At 42.2% G+C, this 23,246-nt stretch carries 26 protein-coding genes and 1 other RNA gene; 18 read left to right on the forward strand and 9 right to left on the reverse strand.

Annotated elements, in window-relative coordinates; genetic code table 11:
• Positions 1-11: 11 nt before the first annotated feature.
• The 6 genes from PP181_RS16915 (at position 12) to PP181_RS16940 (ending at position 5,529) form a co-directional block, all read left to right on the forward strand.
• Entirely contained in the window at positions 12-1,031 is a 1,020-nt protein-coding gene (locus PP181_RS16915) for a DUF368 domain-containing protein (RefSeq protein ID WP_154920882.1), read from the forward strand.
• The gene (locus PP181_RS16920) at positions 1,003-1,764 is read left to right on the forward strand and encodes a shikimate dehydrogenase family protein (RefSeq protein ID WP_154920881.1); all 762 of its coding nucleotides are present in this window, start codon (positions 1,003-1,005) and stop codon (positions 1,762-1,764) included. The genes PP181_RS16915 and PP181_RS16920 overlap by 29 nt, the downstream gene beginning before the upstream one ends.
• Before the next feature lie 150 nt (positions 1,765-1,914).
• Complete coding sequence (locus PP181_RS16925) at positions 1,915-3,960, forward strand: DUF349 domain-containing protein (RefSeq protein ID WP_154920889.1); 2,046 nt, start codon at positions 1,915-1,917, stop codon at positions 3,958-3,960.
• 69 nt (positions 3,961-4,029) lie between these two features.
• The gene (locus tag PP181_RS16930) at positions 4,030-4,551 is read left to right on the forward strand and encodes a DUF3124 domain-containing protein (RefSeq protein ID WP_154920880.1); all 522 of its coding nucleotides are present in this window, start codon (positions 4,030-4,032) and stop codon (positions 4,549-4,551) included.
• 1 nt (position 4,552) lies between these two features.
• A complete protein-coding gene (locus PP181_RS16935) occupies positions 4,553-5,158 on the forward strand; it encodes a MarC family protein (protein ID WP_138259695.1) in 606 nt (201 codons plus the stop codon).
• A gap of 11 nt (positions 5,159-5,169) precedes the next feature.
• Positions 5,170-5,529 (forward strand): hypothetical protein, encoded by a 360-nt coding sequence (locus PP181_RS16940; protein ID WP_272637959.1) that lies wholly within the window; start codon positions 5,170-5,172, stop codon positions 5,527-5,529.
• Between the two features lie 29 nt (positions 5,530-5,558).
• Here the strand turns inward: PP181_RS16940 and rny are convergent, their stop codons facing one another.
• The 4 genes from rny to PP181_RS16960 all read right to left on the reverse strand — a co-directional run bounded on the left by rny (position 5,559) and on the right by PP181_RS16960 (position 7,937).
• Positions 5,559-7,127 (reverse strand): ribonuclease Y, encoded by a 1,569-nt coding sequence (rny, locus tag PP181_RS16945; RefSeq protein WP_138259694.1) that lies wholly within the window; start codon positions 7,125-7,127, stop codon positions 5,559-5,561.
• A gap of 45 nt (positions 7,128-7,172) precedes the next feature.
• Positions 7,173-7,282: non-coding RNA, 6S RNA (gene ssrS, locus PP181_RS16950), on the reverse strand.
• Positions 7,283-7,338: 56 nt separating this feature from the next.
• Positions 7,339-7,635, reverse strand: a complete 297-nt coding sequence (locus tag PP181_RS16955; RefSeq protein WP_138259693.1) for a cell division protein ZapA — start codon at positions 7,633-7,635, stop codon at positions 7,339-7,341.
• 11 nt (positions 7,636-7,646) lie between these two features.
• Entirely contained in the window at positions 7,647-7,937 is a 291-nt protein-coding gene (locus tag PP181_RS16960) for a hypothetical protein (RefSeq protein WP_138259692.1), read from the reverse strand.
• A 190-nt stretch (positions 7,938-8,127) separates the two neighbouring features.
• Here PP181_RS16960 and PP181_RS16965 point away from each other — a divergent pair, with 190 nt between their 5' ends.
• The 3 genes from PP181_RS16965 to PP181_RS16975 are packed head-to-tail and all read left to right on the forward strand — an operon-like array spanning position 8,128 to position 12,950.
• The gene (locus tag PP181_RS16965) at positions 8,128-9,819 is read left to right on the forward strand and encodes a M23 family metallopeptidase (protein WP_272637960.1); all 1,692 of its coding nucleotides are present in this window, start codon (positions 8,128-8,130) and stop codon (positions 9,817-9,819) included.
• 5 nt (positions 9,820-9,824) lie between these two features.
• Positions 9,825-12,290: a TonB-dependent receptor gene (locus PP181_RS16970; protein WP_272637961.1), complete on the forward strand. Its 2,466-nt coding sequence runs from the start codon at positions 9,825-9,827 to the stop codon at positions 12,288-12,290.
• Between the two features lie 9 nt (positions 12,291-12,299).
• Positions 12,300-12,950, forward strand: coding sequence for a hypothetical protein (locus tag PP181_RS16975; RefSeq protein ID WP_272637962.1), 651 nt, complete (start codon positions 12,300-12,302; stop codon positions 12,948-12,950).
• 10 nt (positions 12,951-12,960) lie between these two features.
• On the opposite strand, the gene PP181_RS16980 is transcribed toward PP181_RS16975, so the two are convergent.
• The gene (locus tag PP181_RS16980) at positions 12,961-14,109 is read right to left on the reverse strand and encodes a cysteine desulfurase family protein (protein ID WP_272637964.1); all 1,149 of its coding nucleotides are present in this window, start codon (positions 14,107-14,109) and stop codon (positions 12,961-12,963) included.
• Positions 14,110-14,313: 204 nt separating this feature from the next.
• Here PP181_RS16980 and PP181_RS16985 point away from each other — a divergent pair, with 204 nt between their 5' ends.
• Positions 14,314-14,817: a hypothetical protein gene (locus PP181_RS16985; RefSeq protein ID WP_272637965.1), complete on the forward strand. Its 504-nt coding sequence runs from the start codon at positions 14,314-14,316 to the stop codon at positions 14,815-14,817.
• 3 nt (positions 14,818-14,820) lie between these two features.
• On the opposite strand, the gene PP181_RS16990 is transcribed toward PP181_RS16985, so the two are convergent.
• Positions 14,821-15,363 (reverse strand): Smr/MutS family protein, encoded by a 543-nt coding sequence (locus PP181_RS16990; protein ID WP_272637966.1) that lies wholly within the window; start codon positions 15,361-15,363, stop codon positions 14,821-14,823.
• A 103-nt stretch (positions 15,364-15,466) separates the two neighbouring features.
• Here PP181_RS16990 and PP181_RS16995 point away from each other — a divergent pair, with 103 nt between their 5' ends.
• Genes PP181_RS16995 through PP181_RS17005 form a run of 3 tightly spaced genes read left to right on the forward strand, consistent with a single transcriptional unit; the run spans position 15,467 to position 16,384 of the window.
• Positions 15,467-15,727 carry a DUF2752 domain-containing protein gene (locus PP181_RS16995; RefSeq protein WP_246160937.1) on the forward strand — a complete coding sequence of 87 codons (261 nt, stop codon included), beginning with the start codon at positions 15,467-15,469 and terminating at the stop codon, positions 15,725-15,727.
• A gap of 18 nt (positions 15,728-15,745) precedes the next feature.
• Positions 15,746-16,072, forward strand: coding sequence for a CCC motif membrane protein (locus tag PP181_RS17000; protein ID WP_272637967.1), 327 nt, complete (start codon positions 15,746-15,748; stop codon positions 16,070-16,072).
• Between the two features lie 12 nt (positions 16,073-16,084).
• Positions 16,085-16,384 carry a CCC motif membrane protein gene (locus PP181_RS17005; protein WP_317131751.1) on the forward strand — a complete coding sequence of 100 codons (300 nt, stop codon included), beginning with the start codon at positions 16,085-16,087 and terminating at the stop codon, positions 16,382-16,384.
• Between the two features lie 49 nt (positions 16,385-16,433).
• Here the strand turns inward: PP181_RS17005 and rocD are convergent, their stop codons facing one another.
• Complete coding sequence (gene rocD / locus PP181_RS17010; RefSeq protein ID WP_154920873.1) at positions 16,434-17,714, reverse strand: ornithine--oxo-acid transaminase; 1,281 nt, start codon at positions 17,712-17,714, stop codon at positions 16,434-16,436.
• 232 nt (positions 17,715-17,946) lie between these two features.
• On the opposite strand from rocD, the gene rlmD reads away from it, so the two are divergent.
• Genes rlmD through PP181_RS17025 form a run of 3 tightly spaced genes read left to right on the forward strand, consistent with a single transcriptional unit; the run spans position 17,947 to position 20,600 of the window.
• A complete protein-coding gene (rlmD, locus tag PP181_RS17015) occupies positions 17,947-19,359 on the forward strand; it encodes a 23S rRNA (uracil(1939)-C(5))-methyltransferase RlmD (RefSeq protein ID WP_272637968.1) in 1,413 nt (470 codons plus the stop codon).
• Position 19,360: 1 nt separating this feature from the next.
• On the forward strand, positions 19,361-19,867 hold the full coding sequence (locus PP181_RS17020) for a DUF6452 family protein (RefSeq protein ID WP_272637969.1): 507 nt from the start codon (positions 19,361-19,363) through the stop codon (positions 19,865-19,867).
• Complete coding sequence (locus PP181_RS17025) at positions 19,848-20,600, forward strand: DUF6048 family protein (RefSeq protein WP_272637970.1); 753 nt, start codon at positions 19,848-19,850, stop codon at positions 20,598-20,600. The genes PP181_RS17020 and PP181_RS17025 overlap by 20 nt, the downstream gene beginning before the upstream one ends.
• On the opposite strand, the gene PP181_RS17030 is transcribed toward PP181_RS17025, so the two are convergent.
• The gene (locus tag PP181_RS17030; RefSeq protein ID WP_272637971.1) at positions 20,601-20,831 is read right to left on the reverse strand and encodes a hypothetical protein; all 231 of its coding nucleotides are present in this window, start codon (positions 20,829-20,831) and stop codon (positions 20,601-20,603) included.
• Positions 20,828-22,003 (reverse strand): THUMP domain-containing class I SAM-dependent RNA methyltransferase, encoded by a 1,176-nt coding sequence (locus PP181_RS17035; RefSeq protein ID WP_272637972.1) that lies wholly within the window; start codon positions 22,001-22,003, stop codon positions 20,828-20,830. The genes PP181_RS17030 and PP181_RS17035 overlap by 4 nt, the downstream gene beginning before the upstream one ends.
• 88 nt (positions 22,004-22,091) lie before the next feature.
• Here PP181_RS17035 and PP181_RS17040 point away from each other — a divergent pair, with 88 nt between their 5' ends.
• Both PP181_RS17040 and PP181_RS17045 read left to right on the forward strand, forming a co-directional pair.
• Entirely contained in the window at positions 22,092-22,763 is a 672-nt protein-coding gene (locus PP181_RS17040) for a ZIP family metal transporter (RefSeq protein WP_272637973.1), read from the forward strand.
• Positions 22,763-23,188 (forward strand): DUF4268 domain-containing protein, encoded by a 426-nt coding sequence (locus tag PP181_RS17045; RefSeq protein ID WP_272637974.1) that lies wholly within the window; start codon positions 22,763-22,765, stop codon positions 23,186-23,188. Before PP181_RS17040 ends, PP181_RS17045 begins: the two co-directional genes overlap by 1 nt.
• The last annotated feature ends 58 nt before the right edge of the window (positions 23,189-23,246 follow it).

The following is a 23,246-nucleotide window of genomic DNA, read 5'->3' on the forward strand; positions in this document are numbered from 1 at the left end:
CAAGGTCCCAAATGAGCGATACTAGAACTTTACTGGACAAACTATTTTTAGTGGTCAAAGGACTATGTATGGGCGCCGCCAATAAAGTGCCCGGAGTGTCCGGCGGTATTGTGGCCTTCGTTGCCGGATTCTACGAAGAATTCATTTATTCCCTCCAAAAGGTAAATATCAAGGCTTTTAAGCTTCTGATCGCTGGTAGGTTCAAAAGTTTCTACAGATATATCAACGGCTCTTTCCTTTCGCTCCTAATTTTCGGGATGTTGGTGAGCTATTTCAGTGTTTCAAAAGTGCTCGATTATTTTTTGGTCAAAAAGGAACTTTATGTTTGGGCGGCTTTCTTCGGGATGATCATAGGGTCCATTTATTACATTGGAAAGGATTTTGGGCATTGGACAAAAAAAACGGTTCCAGCCGCCCTATTGGGGCTTGCCGTAGGCGTGGCCATTAGTTTTTTGAGTCCCGCAAAGGAAAACGACAATCTGTTGTTCATTTTTTTCTGTGGCATGATCAGTGTATCGGGTATGACACTTCCCGGATTATCGGGTTCGTTCATCCTGATTTTGCTAGGTAATTACGTTTTGCTTCTGGTAGATTCCGTAAACGCTCTCTACGACACTTTTTCAGAGGTGTTTGTGGGGGATTTCAGTTTCGTTTCCAATGCGGAACGCCTTAGGACATTGAAGATTCTTGCGGTATTCACCTTGGGATCGGCGGCCGGATTGGTAACCTTGTCACATATTCTCAGTTATGTGCTAAAACATTACAAACATATTTCCACAGCAGTAATTCTAGGGTTTATAACGGGATCTTTGGGCGTAGTATGGCCTTGGAAAAAAACAATTTTTAAGGAGGACGCTGATGGTACTATTCTTTTGGACTCCAACGGAAAAGAAATCATCATGAACTACGAACGCTATCTTCCAGATCTTGGGTTGACCGAAACCTGGTGGGCCTTCTTCTTCATAGTTCTGGGTGTTGGTATTTTGTTACTTTTGGATTGGTATGGAAAAAACAGGAAACGGTTTGCATAGATTCGGGTTGGTGGGTAGAAATATCTCCTATTCCTTTTCAAGAGGTTATTTTTCAAAAAAGTTCGAGGCACTTGGTCTGGACAGCCATCGGTATGAAAACTTCGATATCCCGTCGATAGCGGACTTTGAATCGGTCATTTCCAACACCGAAAATCTCATCGGCTTAAATGTTACCATTCCCTACAAGCGGGAAGTGCTTCCATTTTTGGATGCCCTTGATGCATCGGCAGCGGAAATAGGCGCGGTAAATACCATAAAAATCCGGGGAAATCATTTAAAGGGATACAATACCGATGCCTATGGTTTTCAAAAATCCTTGGAACCATTTCTCAAAACCTACCACAAAAAAGCATTGATATTGGGAACAGGTGGCGCATCCAAGGCCATTGCCTTTGTGCTTAAGCAATTAGGCATCCAGTTTTCATTTGTTTCACGAAAATCAAAGTCGGGTGATTTTACCTACGAAGAGCTATCGGAAGAAATTATAAAAGAGCATTTGTTGATCATAAACTGTACTCCTTTGGGTACTTTCCCCAATATAATGGACAAACCTGCCCTACCCTATGCCTATTTGGGACCAAAACACCTCCTGTTCGATTTAATCTACAATCCGGAAAAAACGGAATTTCTACGATTGGGGGAAGCCCAAGGCGCTGTCATATTGAACGGATTGAAAATGTTGGAACTACAGGCCGAACGCGCTTGGGAAATCTGGAACGCAAAGGACTATTGATTGGTTTCCATAATCGTTTTCCAACACTATGGTTTTAACTATGTTACATTTAGCATAACCATAGGTGTATTCTAGGCCCACAAAAAGAAAACCCATATACTTTGCAGTTATTTAGGTTGTCACTATCTTGTAGACACCTAATTTTCCATGATGTCTGAAGAAAACGAGAAAAAAATAACCGAAGAAAACGTAGCCGAGGAAAAGACCGAAGTTGTAAAGGCCGATAATTCCATTCTAGAAGAACCTACCGAGGAAAGAACCGACAATGCTGAAAATGAACCCCTTGTATCGAATGAATCGGAAGAGACACATACCGAATCGGTAGAGGAAGCCTCAGAAAAAGAGGTGGATGTCCAGGACGAAATCGATGAAAGCAACGCCGAAGATGCCGAGGATACGGAAACCCAAAAGCGACATGAAATTCCGTTTTTGGATTACCATTCCATGTCCATGGAAAATCTCGTTGGTGAACTTCAAAAATTGGTCAGGAACGAGAAAGTACAGGCCATTAGGAAGCATGTGGACACCATTAAGGACGAATTCAATCTGAAGTTTCAGGATTTTATCGAACAGAAAAAAGAGGATTTCGTGGCCAATGGAGGCAATGAAATCGACTTTCGGTACAATTCCGTTACCAAGCGTCAGTTCAACGAGGTATATACGGATTACAAGGAAAAGCGAAACCAGTATTACAAGAACCTTGAGAAAAGCCATAAGGAAAATTTGGCGTATAGATTGGAACTTATAGAGAGCTTGAAAGGTCTGGTAAACATGGAAGAGGATATGAACACCACGTACAAAACCTTTAAGGAGATTCAGGAAAATTGGCGAAATGCCGGTCCGGTCCCCAGAGCCGAATACAACAATGTGTGGCGAACCTACCACCACCATATCGAGATTTTTTATGATTTCCTTCACCTGAACCGGGAACTCAGAGATCTGGACTTCAAACATAATCTGGAGGAAAAGCTCAAAATCGTGGAACGTGCCGAAGCCCTTGCCGTGGAGCCGGACCTCAACAAAGCCTTTAGGGAACTACAGGTGCTGCACAAGATTTGGAAGGAGGACATTGGACCCGTGGGCAAGGAACATAGGGAAGAAGTATGGGAGCGTTTTAGCGGTGCTACCAAGGCCATTCATGAAAGAAGGCAGGAGTATTTTAAGGAACTGGACAAACTAAGCGAGAAAAATCTGGAAAGGAAAAACGAAATAATCCAGGAAATTGTTAAGCTTTCGGAAAATGTGGCCAACAATCACAGGGGCATCCAAAAGCAGATCAAGCATCTGGAAGAACTTAGGGAACTCTTCTTTAAGGCGGGAAAGGTCCCCCAAAAAGAAAATGATAAGACATGGAGTTCCTTTAAGAATGCGGTGCGTTCCTTTAACCGAAACAAGAACGCGTTTTATAAAAACCTTAAAAAGGACCAACAGGACAATTTGGACAAAAAGAGGGCCTTATTGGATATAGCGGTTTCTCTCAAGGACAGTGAGGATTTTGAAACCGCGACCAATGAAATGAAACGCATTCAAAGCGAGTGGAAAAAAATTGGTCATGTCCCCAGAAAATATTCGGATAAACTTTGGAAGGATTTCAAGACTGCCTGTAACCATTATTTTGATAGATTACATGCCTCCAAAAATGATTCCTATAAGGAGGAGATGGAGAACCTCAATAAAAAAGAGGCCATCCTTGCAAGCCTAAAGGATTTCAAACTGAGCGATAAAAAGGAAAGCGACATAAAGGAAATCCAAAAAATGCTGGAGGAATGGAAGGTCATTGGCCATGTTCCCTTCAAACAAAAAAACATCAATCAAAAGTTTCATAAAATAGTCGACGCCCTGTTCAATAAATTAAAGGTAAGCCCCCAAGAATCGGAGTTGTTGAAATATGGAAATAAAATTCAAAAGCTCAAGGAAGAGGACAACCAAGAAATAGCCATTCAAAAGGAACGTAGCTTTATCAAGAAAAAAATCGAGGAAAGCAAAAACGAAATAATACAGCTTGAGAATAACCTACAGTTTTTTTCAGACGATTCCGAAAACAATCCATTGGTCCAAGATGTAATCAACCGGGTTGAAAAACATAAGGAAGCCTTGGACTCCTGGAAAACGAAACTTAAGAAGTTGAATATCTTAAGGAACAACTTGGAAAAGGAGGATGCCGAAGAAGCTAACGACGCCCCTGAAGAGGAATAATCCAATACTTCCTGTTTTACAGTTCTTTATGGTTATACACTTTACTGTTCCACCAAAAAAATACGGGATATGAAAATCCGAATAGTTAGTTTAATGCTTCTTTTTTTCGTTGGACTTATCAGCTGTAATTCCGGTAAGGAAAGAACCGAGGAACCTTTGTCCAAAATTGATTGGAGAAGTAAGGAAGTGAATCTTGGCCAAAAAGATTCATTGCTTACCGGAAGCACTTACTTATCCGTTTATTCACAGATATACAGTTACACGGAGCATACCTCCATTGATTTAACGGCGACCGTAAGCATACGCAATACAGATGACAAAAGGAAGCTCTATCTTTTAAAAGCCGACTATTTTGACACCCACGGAAATAAAATACATTCCTATATCAACAAACCTATAGAAATTTCCGAATTGGAAACGTTGGAAATAGTCATTGCGGAATTTGATAAAAAGGGGGGCACTGGAGCTAATTTTATTTTCGATTGGGCAATTGAACCTGAGAGCACCTACCCTATTTTTGAAGCAGTAATGATTTCAACCTATGGACAGCAAGGTTTATCATTTACTACCCAAGGACACCAAATAAAATGATGTGAAGGAAATAATCACTACCATCCTTTTTCTTTTTGCAGTAATTGACCCAATAGGTTCAGTTCCCGTCTATTTGGAGGCCACCAAACACTTTGACAGGCTTCATAAGAGAAAGATTGCAGTAAGAGCCTGCATTGTCGCCTTCTTCATATTATTGTTCTTCATCGTCATTGGCCAACTTATTCTTGAAGGCATGGAGATTTCACTAGATGCCTTTCAAGTTTCGGGTGGCGTTATTTTGTTTCTCTTTGCCTTGACCATGATTTTTGGCGACGGTAAACCAGAATCGGAAAAGCATTTAATCTCGGATTACAAACATGTTACTATCTTCCCGGTGGCAATACCAAGCATCGCTTCCCCTGGTGCTATCATGGCCGTTGTTTTGATGACTGACAATCACAAATACGCTCTGAATCAGCAAGTAATAACTACCGTTTTGGTTTTGGTAGTCATATTTTTAACCTGCTTGTTGTTACTTGCCGCCAACATAGTACAAAGAAGAATCGGTGAATATGGCATTACGGTAATCAGTAAGATTATGGGACTAATTTTGGCCTCTTATGCCGTGCAAAGCATTTTGGACGGCCTCAAGGATTTTTTCCATTAGAATTATACATAATGGTCAAAAGCAAGGTTTTTATTTTTCCATTGTTAATTTGGGTTCACTTTTTCTACAACGACCGAATACATTTTAGTTTTGATGCTCTAACCGGACCCTCGGAATTACCCATTTCGGTTGAGCCGCAGGATCCCATTCAAAACAAGGCCTTTTCCGTTTTGGATTCCAAATGTAATTTCTGCCATATGACTAGGAAAAGGCTTGATCACTTTACATTGGATAACATGAACGGTCTGGTGTCTAAAATCAATGAGCAGGTCTTTGTAAAAAACAAAATGCCCAAAGGAAAAAATAACGCCCTCACACTTGAAGAAAAAAATTCCCTATTGCTATGGATTAACAGGGAATCACAAAAGTAAAAAGGAGGCATTATAGCCTCCTTGCCGATTTATTTGGCAACGTTCACGGCCCTTGTTTCCCGTATCACCGTTACCTTTACCTGACCTGGATAGGTCATATCCGTTTGTATTTTCTGCGAAATTTCAAAGGACAATTGTGCGGCCTTTTCATCGCTGACCTTTTCACTTTCCACAATTACCCGCAGCTCCCGCCCTGCCTGTATGGCATAAGCTTTCTGAACACCCCCAAAACCAAAGGCAATCTCCTCCAAATCCTTCAAACGTTGAATGTAGGAATCCAGCACTTGTCTTCTTGCTCCGGGACGCGCACCACTAATGGCATCACATACCTGGACGATCGGCGATATAAGTGTCTTCATTTCAATCTCATCATGGTGGGCGCCAATGGCATTACATACCTCTGGTTTTTCACCGTATTTCTCGGCCCACTGCATACCCAATATAGCGTGCGGCGTTTCAACTTCGGCCTCGGTGTTGGGCACTTTTCCAATGTCATGCAACAAACCGGCCCTTTTGGCAATTTTTGGGTTTAAGCCCAATTCGGATGCCATAACGCCACAAAGTTTCGCAACCTCGCGGGAATGCTGCAACAAGTTCTGCCCGTAAGAGGAACGATATTTCATCCTTCCCACGGCTTTGATCAATTCTGGATGTAGCCCATGGATACCCAAATCGATAACCGTACGTTTCCCAATTTCAACAATTTCGGCCTCTATCTGCTTCTCCGTCTTTTTAACTACTTCCTCTATCCTTGCCGGATGTATCCTTCCATCGGTAACCAACTTGTGCAAGGACAATCTGGCCACTTCCCTTCGTACGGAATCAAAACAAGATAGAATAATTGCCTCCGGTGTATCATCTACAATAATCTCAACTCCGGTAGCTGATTCCAATGCCCGTATATTCCTTCCTTCCCTACCAATGATTCGACCTTTAACATCGTCCGATTCAATATTGAAAACGGATACACAGTTTTCCACCGCTTCCTCTGTTCCAATCCTCTGTATGGTATTGATAACAATTTTTCTAGCTTCCTGCTGGGCGGTAAGTTTGGCCTCTTCCAACGTGGTCTGTATATAGCCCATAGCATCGGACTTGGCCGTATCCCTCAAACTCTCGATCAATTGACTTTTGGCCTCATCAGCAGAAAGACCGGAAATGACCTCCAATTGCTGCACTTGGCTCTTATGGAGCTTATCCACTTCGGCCTGCTTCTTTTCAAAAAACTCCTTGGCATGCTCAACTTCCTTCATCTTGTTTTCAAGTTGGGAATTGAGCTGTTTGTTCTTGGCAAGTTCGCTACTCACTTGAGACTCCTTGTCTCGTGTCCTTTTTTCCGCCTCCCCTATTTTCTTGTCCTTCCCAATGATGACCTTCTCATGTTCCGCCTTAAGCTCCAAGAATTTCTCCTTGGCCTGTAGTATCTTATCCTTTTTAATGTTTTCTCCCTCTATCTTGGCCTCTTTCAAAATTTGGGCAGCATCCTTCTTGGCGTTGGCGATGGTTTTGGAGGCCTTGCCCTTTTCCATAAACTTGGCGATGGCAAAACCGATGGCCAAACCAACAATGGCCGCTATAATAATCATTGTACTATCCATATTGTTATATTTAAAAAAAAAGCCCACATTGGAGAAGTTTTGTACAAACTCCGATAAACAGGTTTAGGGCTAACAGACTGATCAAGGATCCTTATACGAGTAAGGCCTGCTTTTACAATCTAAACTCACCCTTTTTAACTTAATTAATGTTGAGTTCGTCAAAAGGTATTACCAATGTGGGCAGTAACTTAATGTATTTAAAAGAACGTTTTTATTTTGATGCAAGCTGCAAATTTACCAGTTCCGCGAGCGCCTTTAAACGCTCCTCTGCTTCCTTGGTGCCCTTTGTCTGTTCTATCCCCTTCTGCTCAATTTTGGAGGCAAACTGCAAGGCGCACATGGCCAATACATCCTGCTTATCCCGCACGGCATAGTTCTGCTCAAATTTTTTGGCCAATTGTTCAATATTTTTGGCCGCCTTTCTCAAACCTTCCTCCTGACTTGGGTCAATGGTCAATGGATAGACCCTGTCAGCAATGGAGAGCTTTATTTTGAGCTTTTCAGACATAGTATGTTACATTATTCAGAAAGCTGTGCTATACAATAGTCCAACTCCCTTATCAATGTATTTATTTTAAGCTTAGCTTCTGTTTTGTTTGTATTACTGCCAAGCATTGAATTTGCCAGTTTGAGCGAATTGTACTTCTCCTCCCATTCAGACACCGTTTTACGGGCATTTTCCTGATTGGACCGTACATTTTTTAATTCATTCTCCAACGTTTTGTTAGCCCTGTCCAAAACCTCCAATCTATGGAGCAACTTGCTAATCTTATTCTCTAAGGAATCAACGATTTGAATTAATTCGCCCATACAAAAATTCGATGCGATTTACACAAAGTTAACATTCGTTCGCTGACTTAGCAATACTTTTCAGAAATATTCTTTTGGCCATTTGGACAACCTCAATAAATAGGAGCGTTGGGGCCAATTTCATTTTTGGCATACGGAGCTTTCTCCAATTGAAGCCTATTATTTATTTTCGTAGCAACGTAACATTGCTATGAAAAGATTTACCGTTGGACTCCTATTATTATTTTCCACTTTTGGTTTCACCCAAGAAAACTATCCCCAGGACGCTTTTAGGTCCCCGCTGGATATCCCCCTAATTTTGGCCGGTACTTTTGGCGAACTTCGCTCCAATCATTTTCATGGGGGTATCGATATCAAAACACAACAACGTGAAGGACTGCCAGTATATGGCATAGCCGATGGTACCATTACGAGGATAAAGGTTTCCATCTGGGGCTACGGCAAGGTGCTGTATGTAGCCCATCCCAACGGATACACATCGGTTTACGGTCACCTTCAGAAATTTTCCCCTAGAATTGAGGAATATGTAAAAAAACTACAGTACAATAAAAAATCCTTTGAAGTTGAAGCCTTCCCTGATTATGGAGAACTAAAAATTGAAAAAGGCGAGCTCATCGCGTACAGTGGAAATACGGGAGGTTCCGCCGGTCCGCACCTGCATTTTGAAATTCGCAGTAGTATTTCGGAAAAACCCACCAATCCAATGCTTTACGGAATCGATATCCCCGATGCCACAAACCCTACCTTGGAAAAACTTTTTGTTTATCCACTTTCCGATAATTCGCAAGTGAACCAGAGCCGGGAAAAGGTCCAAGTCAATTTTAGTCGGCAAGCGGACGGGACCTATTTGGCGAGCACCGTAAACGCCCTGGGAAAAATAGGCGTCGGTTTTGTGGGATATGACCGTCTGGATATGGCCGCGAACAAGAATGGGGTCTACGCCGTATCGCTTTCGGTAAACGGTAAAACATACTGCTCCTACGATTTTGAATCATTTTCCTTTGGCGAAACTAGGTATATCAATACACTCATCGACTATGACCACCTTGGACGCTATAGGGAACGAATCCAAAAATTGTTCAAATCCCCTGGAAATTACCTGAGCATTTACGAGGATCTTTATAATAATGGCATTATTGAGGTGAGCGAAGGTTTGAGCTATAACCTGCAACTACTGATTTCCGACTTCAAAGGGAACAAGGTTACCCTCAACATTCCCGTGGAAGGGAAAAAGGAAGAAATAAAAATTGAAAAGGAGGATGACCGGACGGATTATTATGTTATCGCCAAGAAACCCAACAACTATGACCTTGGCGGGGCAAAGGTCTATTTCCCCGAGAATACTTTTTACGAGGACTTTTACATCGATTTGAAAAAAGGCCAGGATACGGTTACCATCCATAGAAACACAGTTCCAGCGCACAGGAATTTCACTATCACCTTTGACGTGGACAAATATCCGGTAGAAGAACGAAAACAATTGTTCATAGCAAGATTGGATAATCGTTTGAACCCCAGTCATTTGAATACCTATAAACGAGGAAATACATTTACGGCAAGGACTAGAAACCTGGGCACCTATACCTTGGCAAAGGATACCGTTCCTCCCAAAATACGTACAAAGAACTTCAAGGAGAAACAATGGCTAAACAACTACAGATATCTCAGTGTCCATATTTCGGACGACCTTAGCGGGGTGGACAGTTATTCTGCCACGCTCAACGGGGAATGGATATTGATGGAATATGAGCCAAAAACGAATACGCTTACCTATAATTTTGACGATTCAATTTTGGATAAAAAGCAATGTGTACTGGAAGTTACCGTTACAGATAATGTGGGCAATACCAGTACCTTGGCCACACCTTTTTACAGAAATTAAAGTCTTTGAAGCTTAGGAACATCATTTTCGTCCCACTAGTGCTTTTTTGCACTGTTGGGGCCGCCCAAACTGCCTCCATAACAGGAATTGTGTTGGATGAGGAAAACACCCCCTTGCCCAATGTCGAGATTACATCGGGCAGTTCCAGAACCTTCTCGGACGAAACGGGCTTTTATCTTCTGGAACTGGTTTCCGATGTAGAAACGTCCGTAACTTTTTCACATATTGGCCACCAAAAGGTCATTCTTGAAAATTTATTGTTGAATACGAATGAGACCTTTGAGTTTCACCCGGTTCTAAAAATGGATGTGCTGCAAGTGGACGAGGTTACCGTTACTTCCACTGGCAATAGAAAGCCTATGGAAATCCTGAACATCTCCCCCGAAAAGATCAGAAAAATACCTGGTGCCAATGCCGGCGTGGAGAATATCCTAAAGCTGTTGCCTGGCGTAACCTCCAACAATGAATTGAGCACCCAATATTCCGTTCGCGGGGGAAATTACGATGAGAATCTGGTCTACATAAATGATATTGAGGTATATAGACCTTTTTTAATTCGTTCCGCACAACAGGAAGGCCTTAGTTTTGTCAACAGCGACCTTGTGCAGGAGGTCATGTTTTCCGCTGGAGGTTTTCAGGCGAAATATGGGGACAAACTCTCTTCCGTACTGGATATCAAATACAAAATCCCAACCAGTTTTAACCTCACGGGTGACTTTAGCTTTTTAGGGGCCAATGTTTCCATGGACACACGTTCCAAAAACAAGAAACTAAGCAGCACATCGGGTTTCCGGTATCGAAACAATTCACTATTACTAAACAGTCTCCAGACTCAGGGAAGTCTTCAACCCAACTTTACGGATTTACAAAGTTTTATCACCTATCAGGTTTCTAACAAGTTCAATATAAATTTTTTAGGAAACATATCGGTGAACAATTATAGAAATGAACCGAGACAGAGACAGACCAACTTTGGGACCATTACGGATCCCCGGGCACTGACCATTTTTTATGAAGGAAGGGAAAACAATCGCTTCGCAACGGCATTGGGTGCCCTCAAGGGAAATTATTATTTGAATGAAAATACCACCTTAAAATTGATAGGCTCCATTTATCATACCACGGAGGAAGAATACTCGGATGTTATTGCGAGTTATCTACTGGGCCAAGTGGATAGTAATTTGGGGAGCGACAACTTTGGACAGCCCACCAACAGTCGCGGTGTGGGTTCCCAGTTTAACCGTGCCAGAAACGATTTGGACGCAATCATAGTCAATCTTTCCCACAGGGGGAGCCATCGGAAGGATAAAACGAATGTGGAATGGGGCGTAAAATATACCCATGAGGATATCAGGGACCAACTACGGGAATCTGAATTCATCGATTCCTTAGGGTTTTTTGTACGACCTCCGGGATTATCTTTTGTGAACAATCAGCCAGAGGAACCGTTTTTAGCGCCTTTAGAGGCCTATCAAAGCATTAATGCCCTAAATTTTGTTAAGACCAATCGGTTTTCCGGTTTTGTACAAATGGGCACCCAAACAGCGTGGAACTCCAACGTATTATATTACAATGTAGGCATACGCGCCCATCACTGGACGGTCAGTGGACAGAATGTAGAAAAAGTATCGCATACCGTTGTAAGCCCTAGGGCCCAAATTGCCATAAAACCGAATTGGAAGCGGGACATGCTGTTCAGAATTGCCACGGGCCTTTACCAACAACCGCCTTTCTACAGGGAGTTAAGGGATAGCACGGGTACTATCAATCCCTATGTGGAAGCCCAGAAATCCTTTCATTTCGTTACAGGGAACGAATATAGTTTCTTGCTTTGGGAACGGCCGTTTACCATGATCAGCGAGGGATATTATAAAAAATTGACTGATGTGAATCCCTACACATTGGAGGACGTTCGTATTCGATATAGCGCCAATAACGATGCGGAGGCCTATGTGTATGGAGCTGAAGTAAGACTCAACGGCGCCTTTGTTCCCGGAACCGAATCCTGGGTAAGCTTGGGCTATATGGAAACCAAGGAAAATAGGAACAATAGAGGCTATATTTCAAGACCAACGGACCAAAGGTTGAAACTGGGCATCCTGTTCCAAGATTACATTCCCAACATTCCAGAGCTGAAAATGTATTTGAACCTGGTGTACAGCACGGGCGTACCAGGAGGTTCCCCCAGTTATGCGGACCCCTATATTTTTCAGAATAGATTAAGAGATTATAAACGTGCCGATTTAGGAATTTCCTATATTTTTGCCGATAAGAACAAATCCTTTCCCGAAAGCCACTGGTTACACGCTTTCAAGAATTTGAGTGTCGGTTTTGAAATTTTCAATCTGTTCAACAATCAAAATTCGATAACCAATACATGGGTAAGGGATGTGGATAGTAAAAATGAGTTTGCCGTACCGAACTTTCTCACATCCAGGGTTCTTAACTTGAGATTACAAATGCGACTGTGATATAGAATAATGCAGAAATTCATACTTTACGTTTCCCTGTTTTGCGCCATTGCCTTAAACGCCCAAAAAAACATTTATGAAAACCCTCGTTTCGATGAAATGAGCGATGACCATAAAATGCTGGCCATTCTACCCTTCCTTACCAATTTGGACCTGAGGGAAAATGCATCCGAAGAAGATATCCAATCCCTAGAGGAAAAAGAGGGATATGCCGTTCAGGATGCCTTTGAAACCTATTTCTCCAAAAGAAAGAAAAAAAAGAAATTTCCGGTGGACTTCCAGAATATTAAGGACACCAAGGCGATTCTTGCCCAGCACAACATTGATTACCGCAATATAGATGTCTATACCACCAAACAACTGAGCGAGATCCTGGGCGTAGATGCCATTATCAGTGGCACGCTGGACTTGAACGTGCTATTGTCCAAGGGAGTTTCCACGGATTTTAGTATAACCGATTATTTCTCTGGAGCTGCGGACTATGGAAGGATCGGAGTTAAGATAAGTGATGGCGATACGGGCAAACTTCTCTGGAAATATGAAAAGGAAATCAACAAAAAGACCGGCAAGAATACCGATGACCTGATAGATCGGATGATGAAGCTTGCCATTCGAAAATTCCCATACGAACGGGAACGTAAAAGGGACAGAGGCCAATAAAAGGTTTTTGCTATTGGAGGGTAAATTCCTTAAGCACCCCAATCGTGTAATCGATTTCCTCTTTGGTGTTGTACTTTGAAAACGAAAACCTTAGAGAAGGTTTTTTTAGGTCCTCGCCGCTTAAAATTTCGTTGAGCACATGGGAACCGGAATCACTACCGGATTGGCAAGCGCTTCCCTTGGAACAGGCAATTCCCTTAATATCCAAATGAAAAAGAAGCATTAAACCCTTTTCTGGAGATACGGGCAAACAGACATTGGCAAGGGTATAGGTACTTTCTTCCAGACTTCCGGAAAGACCATTGAACTTGGCTCCCGGAATCTCGGTTTTAATCTTTTCCACAAAATACCCTTTTAATTCCTTTACGTACGACTGCTCTTTTTCAAGATTATCATAGGCCAAAACAAAGGCCTCTTCCAAGCCTACGATGTTATGGAAGGATTCCGTTCCCGCCCTAAAACCGCGCTCTTGGGAACCTCCGGATATCAAACATTTAAGACCGGAATTCTTGCGAATAAAGGCAAAACCAACCCCTTTTGGGCCGTGAAATTTATGCGCGGCGGCAGCTAGAAAATCGACCGGGACTTCTTTTACATCCCAAGGGTAATGTCCAATGGACTGCACGGAATCCGAATGGAACAAGGCCCCGTGTTCCTTACACATTTTGGCGACCTGTTTAATATTCAACAAGTTTCCTATTTCATTGTTTACATGCATAAGACTTACAAGTTTTTTGCCCAAGTCCTTTTGCAATAGTTCCTGTAGATGTTCCAAATCTGGATTTCCAACCTGGTCCAAACGAACGTACAAAACATCAAGTAGGCCGGACTGTTCCATTTCCTCCACGGTATGCAGTACGGCATGGTGTTCAATTTTTGAGGTGATAATTGTCTTTACCCCGCAGTCCTTCACGGCGCTTCGTAAAATCATGTTGTCCGCCTCCGTGCCCCCGGACGTAAATATAATTTCAGAAGGTAGCGCATTCATATATTTGGCAATGGTTTTACGGGCGCTTTCAATAGCCGTTTTCGCCGTTCTACCGTAACTGTGCGTAGAGGATGGATTACCATAATTGTTGGCCAAGGCATCCTGCATTTTAGATATTACTTCGTCCCGAACCTTGGTAGTAGCGGCATTGTCAAGATATACGTGCTTCATGACTTCCTGAATCAGATTTCTTTAGAGCCGCAAAAATAATTGAAATAAAGGAAAATGCCTTGATATAAGGGGAGGATATGCCAAAACTATAAATCATATCAATGCTATTTCTACACCAGGTTCCAAACCTTGGCCCTGTTAATTTAAACATAATTGGTGTTGGGTCGATTGAGCCATATCCAATAATTCAATTAAATTTGAGGGATGAAAAAGTATGTTGTCTTAGCGCTGTTTGCGCTTTTCCTTTCGTGTGACGATGGGGATTTGGAAATAGAAACCCTGGATTTCGATAGTATTACTTCCGTGCAAAGTTGCGGTGGGGTCTCTGTAACTTCGGCCAATGTGCTGTTCAAGATCAATGGGGATGAGGCCCTGATTCTTGAATTGCCCAATGGGGCGATAAAAAACGAGGCTACTATGGAGGACATTACCGTGAACATTACGGAATCGGGTTCCGTGACCTACCGAATCTTCTCGGGCACGGTCTCCTCGAACTATTTCTGTGACGATGTGCCACCTGTTGAACCTGTCGTCACCAAGGAAATCATTGCTCAGGATGGGGTCGTTTTTATAACTACAGCGCCCGTGGATTCCGTTACCTTTGAACATAACATACGCCTAAGCGGCATTTCTTTGGTAACCGAAGATGAAAGTAGGATTACGGATCTGCGCATCAATGATTTCGGTACCGTTACGACCAAATTATAGTTTTCAGTAGTTCTGAAATATGTATACTTCGGTAGCCCCTAATCCATATTTCTGGTAATCGGCATCATAATATTTTACATTCTCGTATTTTCTAAATAAGGAGTACAATTCCTCCTTTAAGACTCCCTCGCCCACCCCGTGTATAAACACTACTTTTTGTATGCGTTTGCCAATGGCAAAATCAAGCTGCCTTTTCGCAGTGTCCAGTTGTAGGTTCAACATTTCAAAATTGCTCAAGGGCTTTGGGTTTTTCACCAACTGATTGATATGTAGGTCCACTTCCATCTTTGGTAGGTTTCTTTCCTTGGGCTTGACCGTTTTTTTAGTTCTTTTTTTGGGAACCTCCTTTTCCTTCTTTACCTGGGACACCTCAAAATTACTTACCCTTATGTCATTGGAGACCAGCACCAATTCCGTGTCCTGAAATTGCATGGGGAATCCGTCCTTGGTCTTGAGCGTAACCATATGACCGCTTACTTGTGTCACGGTTCCCGATATGACATCGTCAATTGCCTCTACCCTATCCCCTATTTCAAATTGCGTCATTTTTTATTTTGTTTACCCAAAAATAGTGGTAATTTTCTGCTTGTGAATAAAGCGTACCATGCAACTATCGGCATTGTTATATATACTCAACATTGAGAAGTACATGCTTCCCTGTTTTACGAAGCAATTTCTGGGTGTGGACTGTCCGGGATGCGGATTACAACGGTCCCTGTTGTTTTTGTTTAAGGGCGAATTTGTGGAGGCCTTTAAAATGTATCCTGCCATATATCCTTTGATTGCCCTGTTCGCGTTTTTACTAGTGAGAAATAGGTTTAACTTTAAACACGAGTCCAATATTACGTTTTCACTCATGTTTATAAGCACTGCGGCCGTATTCATTAACTTTATTTTAAAATTTATCTAACCAAACCTTTTAAAAATTATGGAACAACAAAAATTACCTAATGAAATAGCGATCATCGTTTTATCAATCTTTGGAATTATCTGTTGCTGGTGTTTTGGTCTTGGGATCATCCCAGCGGTGATAGCCTTGGTATTGGCCCTTAAATCACAAAGGATTTATAAGGAAAAACCTGAACTGTATTCCAACTTTAAGACCATCAACATTGGCAAGATTCTGGCCATTATAGGAATTGTTTTAAGCGTATATTACATAGGTAGCGTGATATACCAAATAAGCACTATCGGTTGGGACGGCATTATGGAACAACAAAGGGAAATGATGGAACAGTGGGGAATTGAAGAGTAGTCAACTATGAATATGCAACCACTACCCGGCGCAAGTAATGCCCTAACTTTTGGCATTCTGTCCATTGTTTTGACCATTTTCTGTTGTGGTCCTTTTGGTGCTATTTTCAGTTTCATAGGACTGAGCAATGCCAAAAAAGCGGAGAACATATATCGGTCTGAAGTCGGCAATTCGTACAGCGGATATGAAAATGTAAAAACAGGAAGGATCCTTTCCTATATTGGATTGGGCCTCGCCTTGATCTATTTGATTTTTACCATTATTTATTTTGGGGCAATCATAGCCCTTGTAATGTCATCAGGTAATTTTTAAATAATAGGAATCGAGAGAAAAAAATCCCCGAAGAATTTCGGGGATTTTTTTATTTCTTAAACTCGGACAACGTTCTGATGATTATGCCGACACAATCCAGTAGCTGTTCTTTGGTCATTACCAGTGGTGGCGCAAATCGGATGATGTTACCATGCGTAGGTTTCGCCAATAAACCGTTTTCCTTCAAGGCCATACAAATATCCCATGCCGTGGAGCTTTCTTCGGTATCATTGATTAAAATAGCGTTCAAAAGGCCCTTACCCCGCACCGCAGTAACCAAATCGCAATTGGGGATGAATTCATTCAGTTTTTCCCGGAACAGTTCCCCAAGTTCTTGGGCGTTTTCTGCCAATCGCTCCTCTTTAATGACACTTAATGCGGCCATGGCAACGGAAGCGGCCACTGGGTTGCCCCCAAAAGTACTTCCATGATTACCAGGTCTAATGACCTCCATAATATCGTTATTGGCCAATACAGCGGAAACAGGATAGGCCCCACCGGACAATGCCTTCCCTAAAATTAAAATATCGGGTTTTACCTCTGGAGTGCCACTACAATGCTTATCTGAACAGGAGCAATTACCGCAGGTAGCCAAAAGTCGGCCCGTACGCGCAATGCCTGTCTGTACCTCATCGGCAATGAAAAGCACATTATATCTTTCGCAAAGTTCCTTCGCCTTTTTTAAATACCCATCGGACGGAACATACACCCCGGCCTCACCTTGGATAGGTTCCACCAAGAATCCGGTTACATTGGGGTTGTCTTTCAAAGCTTCCTCCAAGGCCTGCAGGTTATCGTATGCGATTTTTAGGAAGCCCTTGGTATAAGGCCCAAAGTTCCTTCGTGCAATAGGATCATTGGAAAAGGAAATGATCGTGGTGGTCCGTCCATGGAAATTGTTTTCACACACAATGATTTCCGCTTCGTTCTCCGGAATCCGTTTCTTCTCATACCCCCACTTTCTAGAGATCTTCAAGGCGGTCTCTACGGCTTCGGCACCGGTGTTCATCGGAAGGAGTTTATCAAACCCAAAAGTTTCCGTTGCATACTTTTCAAACGCGCCCAATTTGTCATTATAAAATGCCCTGGAAGTGAGCGTTAAGGTTTGGGCCTGCTCCATCATGGCCCCAACAATCTTGGGATGGCAATGCCCTTGGTTTACTGCAGAATAGGCCGAAAGAAAATCGTAATACTTTTTGCCTTCCACATCCCACACATATACACCGGCTCCCTTGCTCAAAACTACGGGCAACGGATGGTAATTGTGGGCCCCGTACTTATCCTCCAATGCAATGGCATCTTCAGAAGTGATTTTTTCTAAAACTGACATGATAAAATTACTTTAAATAAGACTTTAGCAATTCCTTCTGTACCTTTATCCTTTCGCTATCCCGATGGGCATCGGAACGAAAATTCAGCGTGGGAGAGAAATCATCCCTGTAGAGCTTCAAAAGTACAAATATTCCAATTCATTTTAAAGCTTTTTTGAAGGGTGTCAACGCACTTGTTAATAGTATGCCTATCCTAACCTTCAATCCAAAGAAACCTATTATTTTTGCCGCATGCGAAAGAACAGAAGGAGACTCATTTTTGAAAATGTAGCAGTCATGGACGCCGGTGCCAAGGGGAAAACCGTGGGGAAGGCCCCAGATGGAAGAATCGTATTTTTGGATAACGCCGTACCGGGCGATGTGGTGGATGTGCAAACGCACAAGAAACGAAAAAGCTATTTTGAGGGTACAGCCGTTGCGTTCCACTCCCTCTCGGAAAAGCGGGTCGAACCTGAATGCGAACATTTTGGTGTTTGTGGCGGATGCAAGTGGCAAAATATGGGCTATGATCACCAGCTTTATTATAAACAAAAAGAGGTTGAGAACAATTTAAAGCGAATAGGTCATTTGGATCTACCCGAAATCCAATCCATTTTAGGCTCCAAGGACATCTATTTTTATAGGAACAAAATGGAGTTTTCATTTTCGGACAGCAGGTGGCTTACCATGGATGAAATCCAATCCAACAAGGACATCGATAACAAAAACGCCCTCGGTTTTCATATACCGGGCATGTGGGACAAGATCCTGGACATAAAAAAATGCCATCTGCAGCGGGATCCATCCAATGCCATACGGTTGGAAACCAAAAAATTCGCACAAGAAAACGACCTTACTTTTTTCAATCCAAGAAATCAACATGGTTTGCTGCGCACCCTCATGATACGCACGGCTTCGACGGGTGAATTGATGGTATTGATACAGTTTTTTGAGGAAAACAAACCTCAAATAGAACTATTGCTAAATCATTTAAAGGAAACATTCCCTGACATTACTTCCTTGCTCTACGTAGTCAACACAAAACAAAACGACACCATTTACGACCAAGAGGTGATTTGTTTTGCAGGGAGGGACCATATTTTTGAAGAGATGGAAGGCCTTTCCTTTAAGATTACCGCAAAATCCTTCTATCAGACAAATTCTGAACAGGCCTACGAACTTTATAAAGTAACCCGGGATTTCGCCATGCTTACCGGGAACGAACTGGTGTACGACCTTTATACCGGAACTGGAACCATAGCCCAATTCGTTGCCAAAAAGGCCAAAAAAGTCATTGGAATCGAATCCGTTCCGGACGCTATTCTGGATGCCAAGGCAAATGCGGAACGAAATAATATTAATAATGTGGCTTTCTTTGTTGGGGATATGAAAAACGTTTTTAACGATAGTTTCATTGCACAACATGGAAAACCAGATGTCATCATAACCGACCCCCCAAGGGACGGCATGCACAAAGATGTGGTGCAACAAATTCTCAACATTTCCCCACAACGTATCGTTTATGTAAGCTGTAATAGTGCTACCCAGGCCAGGGACCTTGAGCTGATGAAAGATAGGTATGAGGTAGTAAAGGTTCAGCCCGTGGATATGTTCCCACAGACACACCACGTTGAAAATGTCGTACTTTTGAAAAAGAAAAATTAGCATGCAGAAGTTAGGTTGGGTCTTGTTCGCGGTATTGTGTATCCTCTTTGTGGCTTCCTGTGAGAAGGATGACATTTGTGTTGAGGGAGATACACCGCTGCTTGTTCTGGAATTTTTTGATGCGGCCAACCCCACCGCAAACAAAAATGTCACCGCCCTGCGTATTTTGGGCGAAGGGCAAAGTACAGCGGTCAATACGTTTACAGATCGGTCCAATTTGAACAACGTCCAAATCCCTCTCAGAACGGAAACGGATGCAACCACATTTTTGATGATTTCCAACTCTGCCACAAACGATGGCGGACAAGAAACTGGCAATATAGATACCCTGACCTTCAATTATGAACGCCTAGAGGACTTTACATCGCGTGCCTGCGGATTTATTGTCAATTATGACAGTCTTACGACCAACCTACAATCCGGCTCTGATAATTGGATCTTGGATATAGAAATCGTTAGGGCCAATATTACAAACTCAGACTCCACAAATGTCAAAATATTTCATTAATTCCCTTTTTCTATCCGGACTGATGTTTGGTTTTGCCCAAAGCAAACCCATTGACACCCAGCCCAAGGATACCGTGGAATATAAACAGGCTTACGGACTGCGTGCGGGAATCGACCTTAGTAGGCCCTTGATCAGCGCTTTGGACGAGAACTATACGGGATTTGAAATTGTGGCCGATTATAGACTCACGGAAAAACTGTACTTGGCCGCTGAACTAGGTACGGAAGACAAGACAAAACAGGAAGACCTATATAATTTTACCACAACCGGAAGCTACCTCAAATTGGGGTTTGACAACAATACCTATGAAAACTGGTACGGGGAACAAAATTTGCTCTATTATGGAGGCCGATTGGCTTTTAGCAGTTTTAGTCAGACCTTGAACAACTATCAATATTTCAATTCCAACAGGTACTGGAATCCGACGGATTTTGTAGAAGGCTCCAACATAGCGGAGGAATTTTCCGGAAGGTCCGCCGTATGGATAGAGGCACTTTTTGGTACCAAAGTGGAACTGTTCGCAAATATATTTTTGGGAGCGAGTGTACGTTTGGGAATTTTGGTTTCCAATTCTGACGGTGGGGACGATCGGTTTCCCAACCTTTGGATTCCAGGTTTTAACAAGGTCACGGACGGTACCCGGTTTGGTGTAGGCTATAATTATTCCATTTCCTATTTCCTACCCCTCTACAAAAAGAAAAAACAGCCCAAGGAACTGGAGCCTGAGCAATAATCACAATTCCTTAAAACCCTTCAGGAAAATCCACTTCATCAACAATTTTGGAACACCCTCAATGCTAGCGACGGCAAATTTTGGGGCAATAACCATTGCCAAAACTGCGGAAATTACCGAAATATATACCGGTTTGATGGCCAACAAATAAGAAAGTCCAAACCGGAATAGGAGGAAAATAACGGCAAATCCCAAAAAATTGAACAACAATGCCTTTTGCTTCAAACTCATGCCTCTGTATTTCCAGTTTTATTATATTTCGCCTTCTTACTTCCCTCATACATTTCATAATGTACCAAACGGGACTCCAAATGGCTGTTGAATACCTTTATTTTGCGTGAGGGTCTTAGCCCAACAAATTTCAGGGCATCCAGATTTGAAGTAATCATCCATGCGTTGGTGCCGGGATATCCCTGTTTTAAGGTATCACCAATGGAGGCATAAAAGTTTTGCATGTCGATGTCCAAACGTTCGCCGTACGGCGGATTGAAACACATGTGTAAAGGTCCTTCCGTCTCCTTTTCCGTTTTGAAAAAGTTATCCCTTTTTACTTCTATATAATCCGATAGGTTTGCATTCTCAATATTCTCCGTTGCCTTTCTTACCGCTGAGGGAGCTTTGTCCATTCCGATGATTTTATGATGGAATTCCCTGGTCTTTTTGAGACTTGCCTCGATAATTTTTTCATAAAGATCTGCATCAAAGTCGGGCCATTTTTCAAATGCAAAACCTTTCCGGTTGATGTTCGCCGGAATATTGCAGGCAATCATGGCCGCCTCCGCCAGCATGGTTCCACTGCCGCACATAGGATCCATAAAATCGCACTGGCCGTCCCACCCGCTCAATAATAGAAGTCCGGCAGCAAGGACTTCATTTATGGGGGCTATATTGGTCGCTGTCCTGTAGCCCCTATGGTGCAGGGAGGCCCCGGAACTATCCAAGGAAACATTGCATTGATTTCTGTGAATATGTACATTGATTCTTAGGTCCGGGTTCTTGACATCCACATTGGGACGTTTGCCATCCGTTTCTCGGAATTTATCGGCAATGGCATCCTTGGTCTTTTGGGAAACATAGAGCGAATGGGTGAAATTATCGGAAAAAACAGTGGCATCGATGGCAAACGTATCGTCCACGGACAAATATTCGGCCCAGTCCATCCGAAAAATCTTTTTATAAAGATCATCCTCCCCTGATACGGAAAAGGTGGCGATGGGTTTTATAATTTTAATAGCGGTCCGCAAGCATAGATTGGCCTTGTACATGAATCCGGTATCGCCGTCAAAGGCCACGTTGCGAATCCCAATTTCAACATTTCCTGCACCAAGGTTCCTAAGTTCCTTGGCCAATATTTCTTCAAAGCCAAAAAGTGTTTTGGCTACCATCCTAAAATTATTCCCCATACCCATTGTTTAGCATACAACAAAAATACGTTAATTTTGATGCAGCAAAGATTCGCCATTCTCAATTAGACAACAAACCCTGCTTTTCATGATTTATATTCTGCCAATTCTTGGTGTACTGCTAAGTTTTGTTTTTGTTTTCTTTACCAAACCCAAAAAAAAGGAGCATTTTAGATTATTACTGGCCTTTAGCGGGGCATTCTTGCTTGCATTGACCATTTTTGAATTGCTGCCGGAGGTGTACGAGCATTCCAATACCAAAAGTATAGGAATATTTATCATGTTGGGGATATTGCTGCAGATATTCCTGGAGTTCTTTTCCAAGGGTGCGGAGCATGGACACGTTCATTTGTCCAAAACCGATACTAACTTTCCATGGTTGCTTTTTGGAAGTCTCTCCATACATTCGTTGTTGGAGGGTATTCCCATTTCCGAAAACAACAGTATTATCTATGGAATCCTGATCCACAAGATAGCCATCGCCGTAATTCTGAGCTTCTTTTTATTGAACTCCAAAATGAAAACAATTGCATCGGCATTGTTCATACTACTTTTCTCGATGATGACACCTTTGGGAACCTATCTATCGCAATCCTTTGGTTTTATAATGGATAACCTGATGTTCATTAATGCCATTGTCATTGGGGTTTTACTCCATATTTCTACGGTAATCCTATTTGAAAGTTCAGAAGGACATAAATTCAACCTAAGAAAACTAGTGGTCATTGTACTTGGAATAATCATAGCCTATTTTATTTAATGTTCAGCAAAGAGGAATCACGAAGACTCAGGGAGGAATTCTGGATTTCCTATGGTAAATCATATCCCAAAAAATGGATACTCTATAAAACCAAAATAAAGGGGCTGACCTTTAAATTCACTTTTGACTCCAAAAAAGCCTTGGTATCCATTGATGTGGAGGGCGACCTTGAACAACGTATATTGCTATGGGAAAAACTCCTATCCTTAAAATCCGTTCTTTTGGAGGACTACTGGCACAATGCAATATTCGAAGAATACCACTTGCTGGAAAACCAAAAGGAGATTTCCAGAATTTATGTTGAAATTAAAGGTGTATCCATCCACAACAAAAATACTTGGCTGCAGACCATGTTATTTTTTAATGAAAACATGAATCTTGTGGAGGCCTTTTTTGAAGATTTTAGGGAAATACTAAAACCTTGAATCCCCTATTCAGGGGTCTGTTTTGGAAAGGCATTGATAGAAAAGTCGCACTCCGTGT

Source organism: Maribacter sp. PR66 (assembly GCF_028464205.1).
GTDB lineage: Bacteria > Bacteroidota > Bacteroidia > Flavobacteriales > Flavobacteriaceae > Maribacter > Maribacter flavus.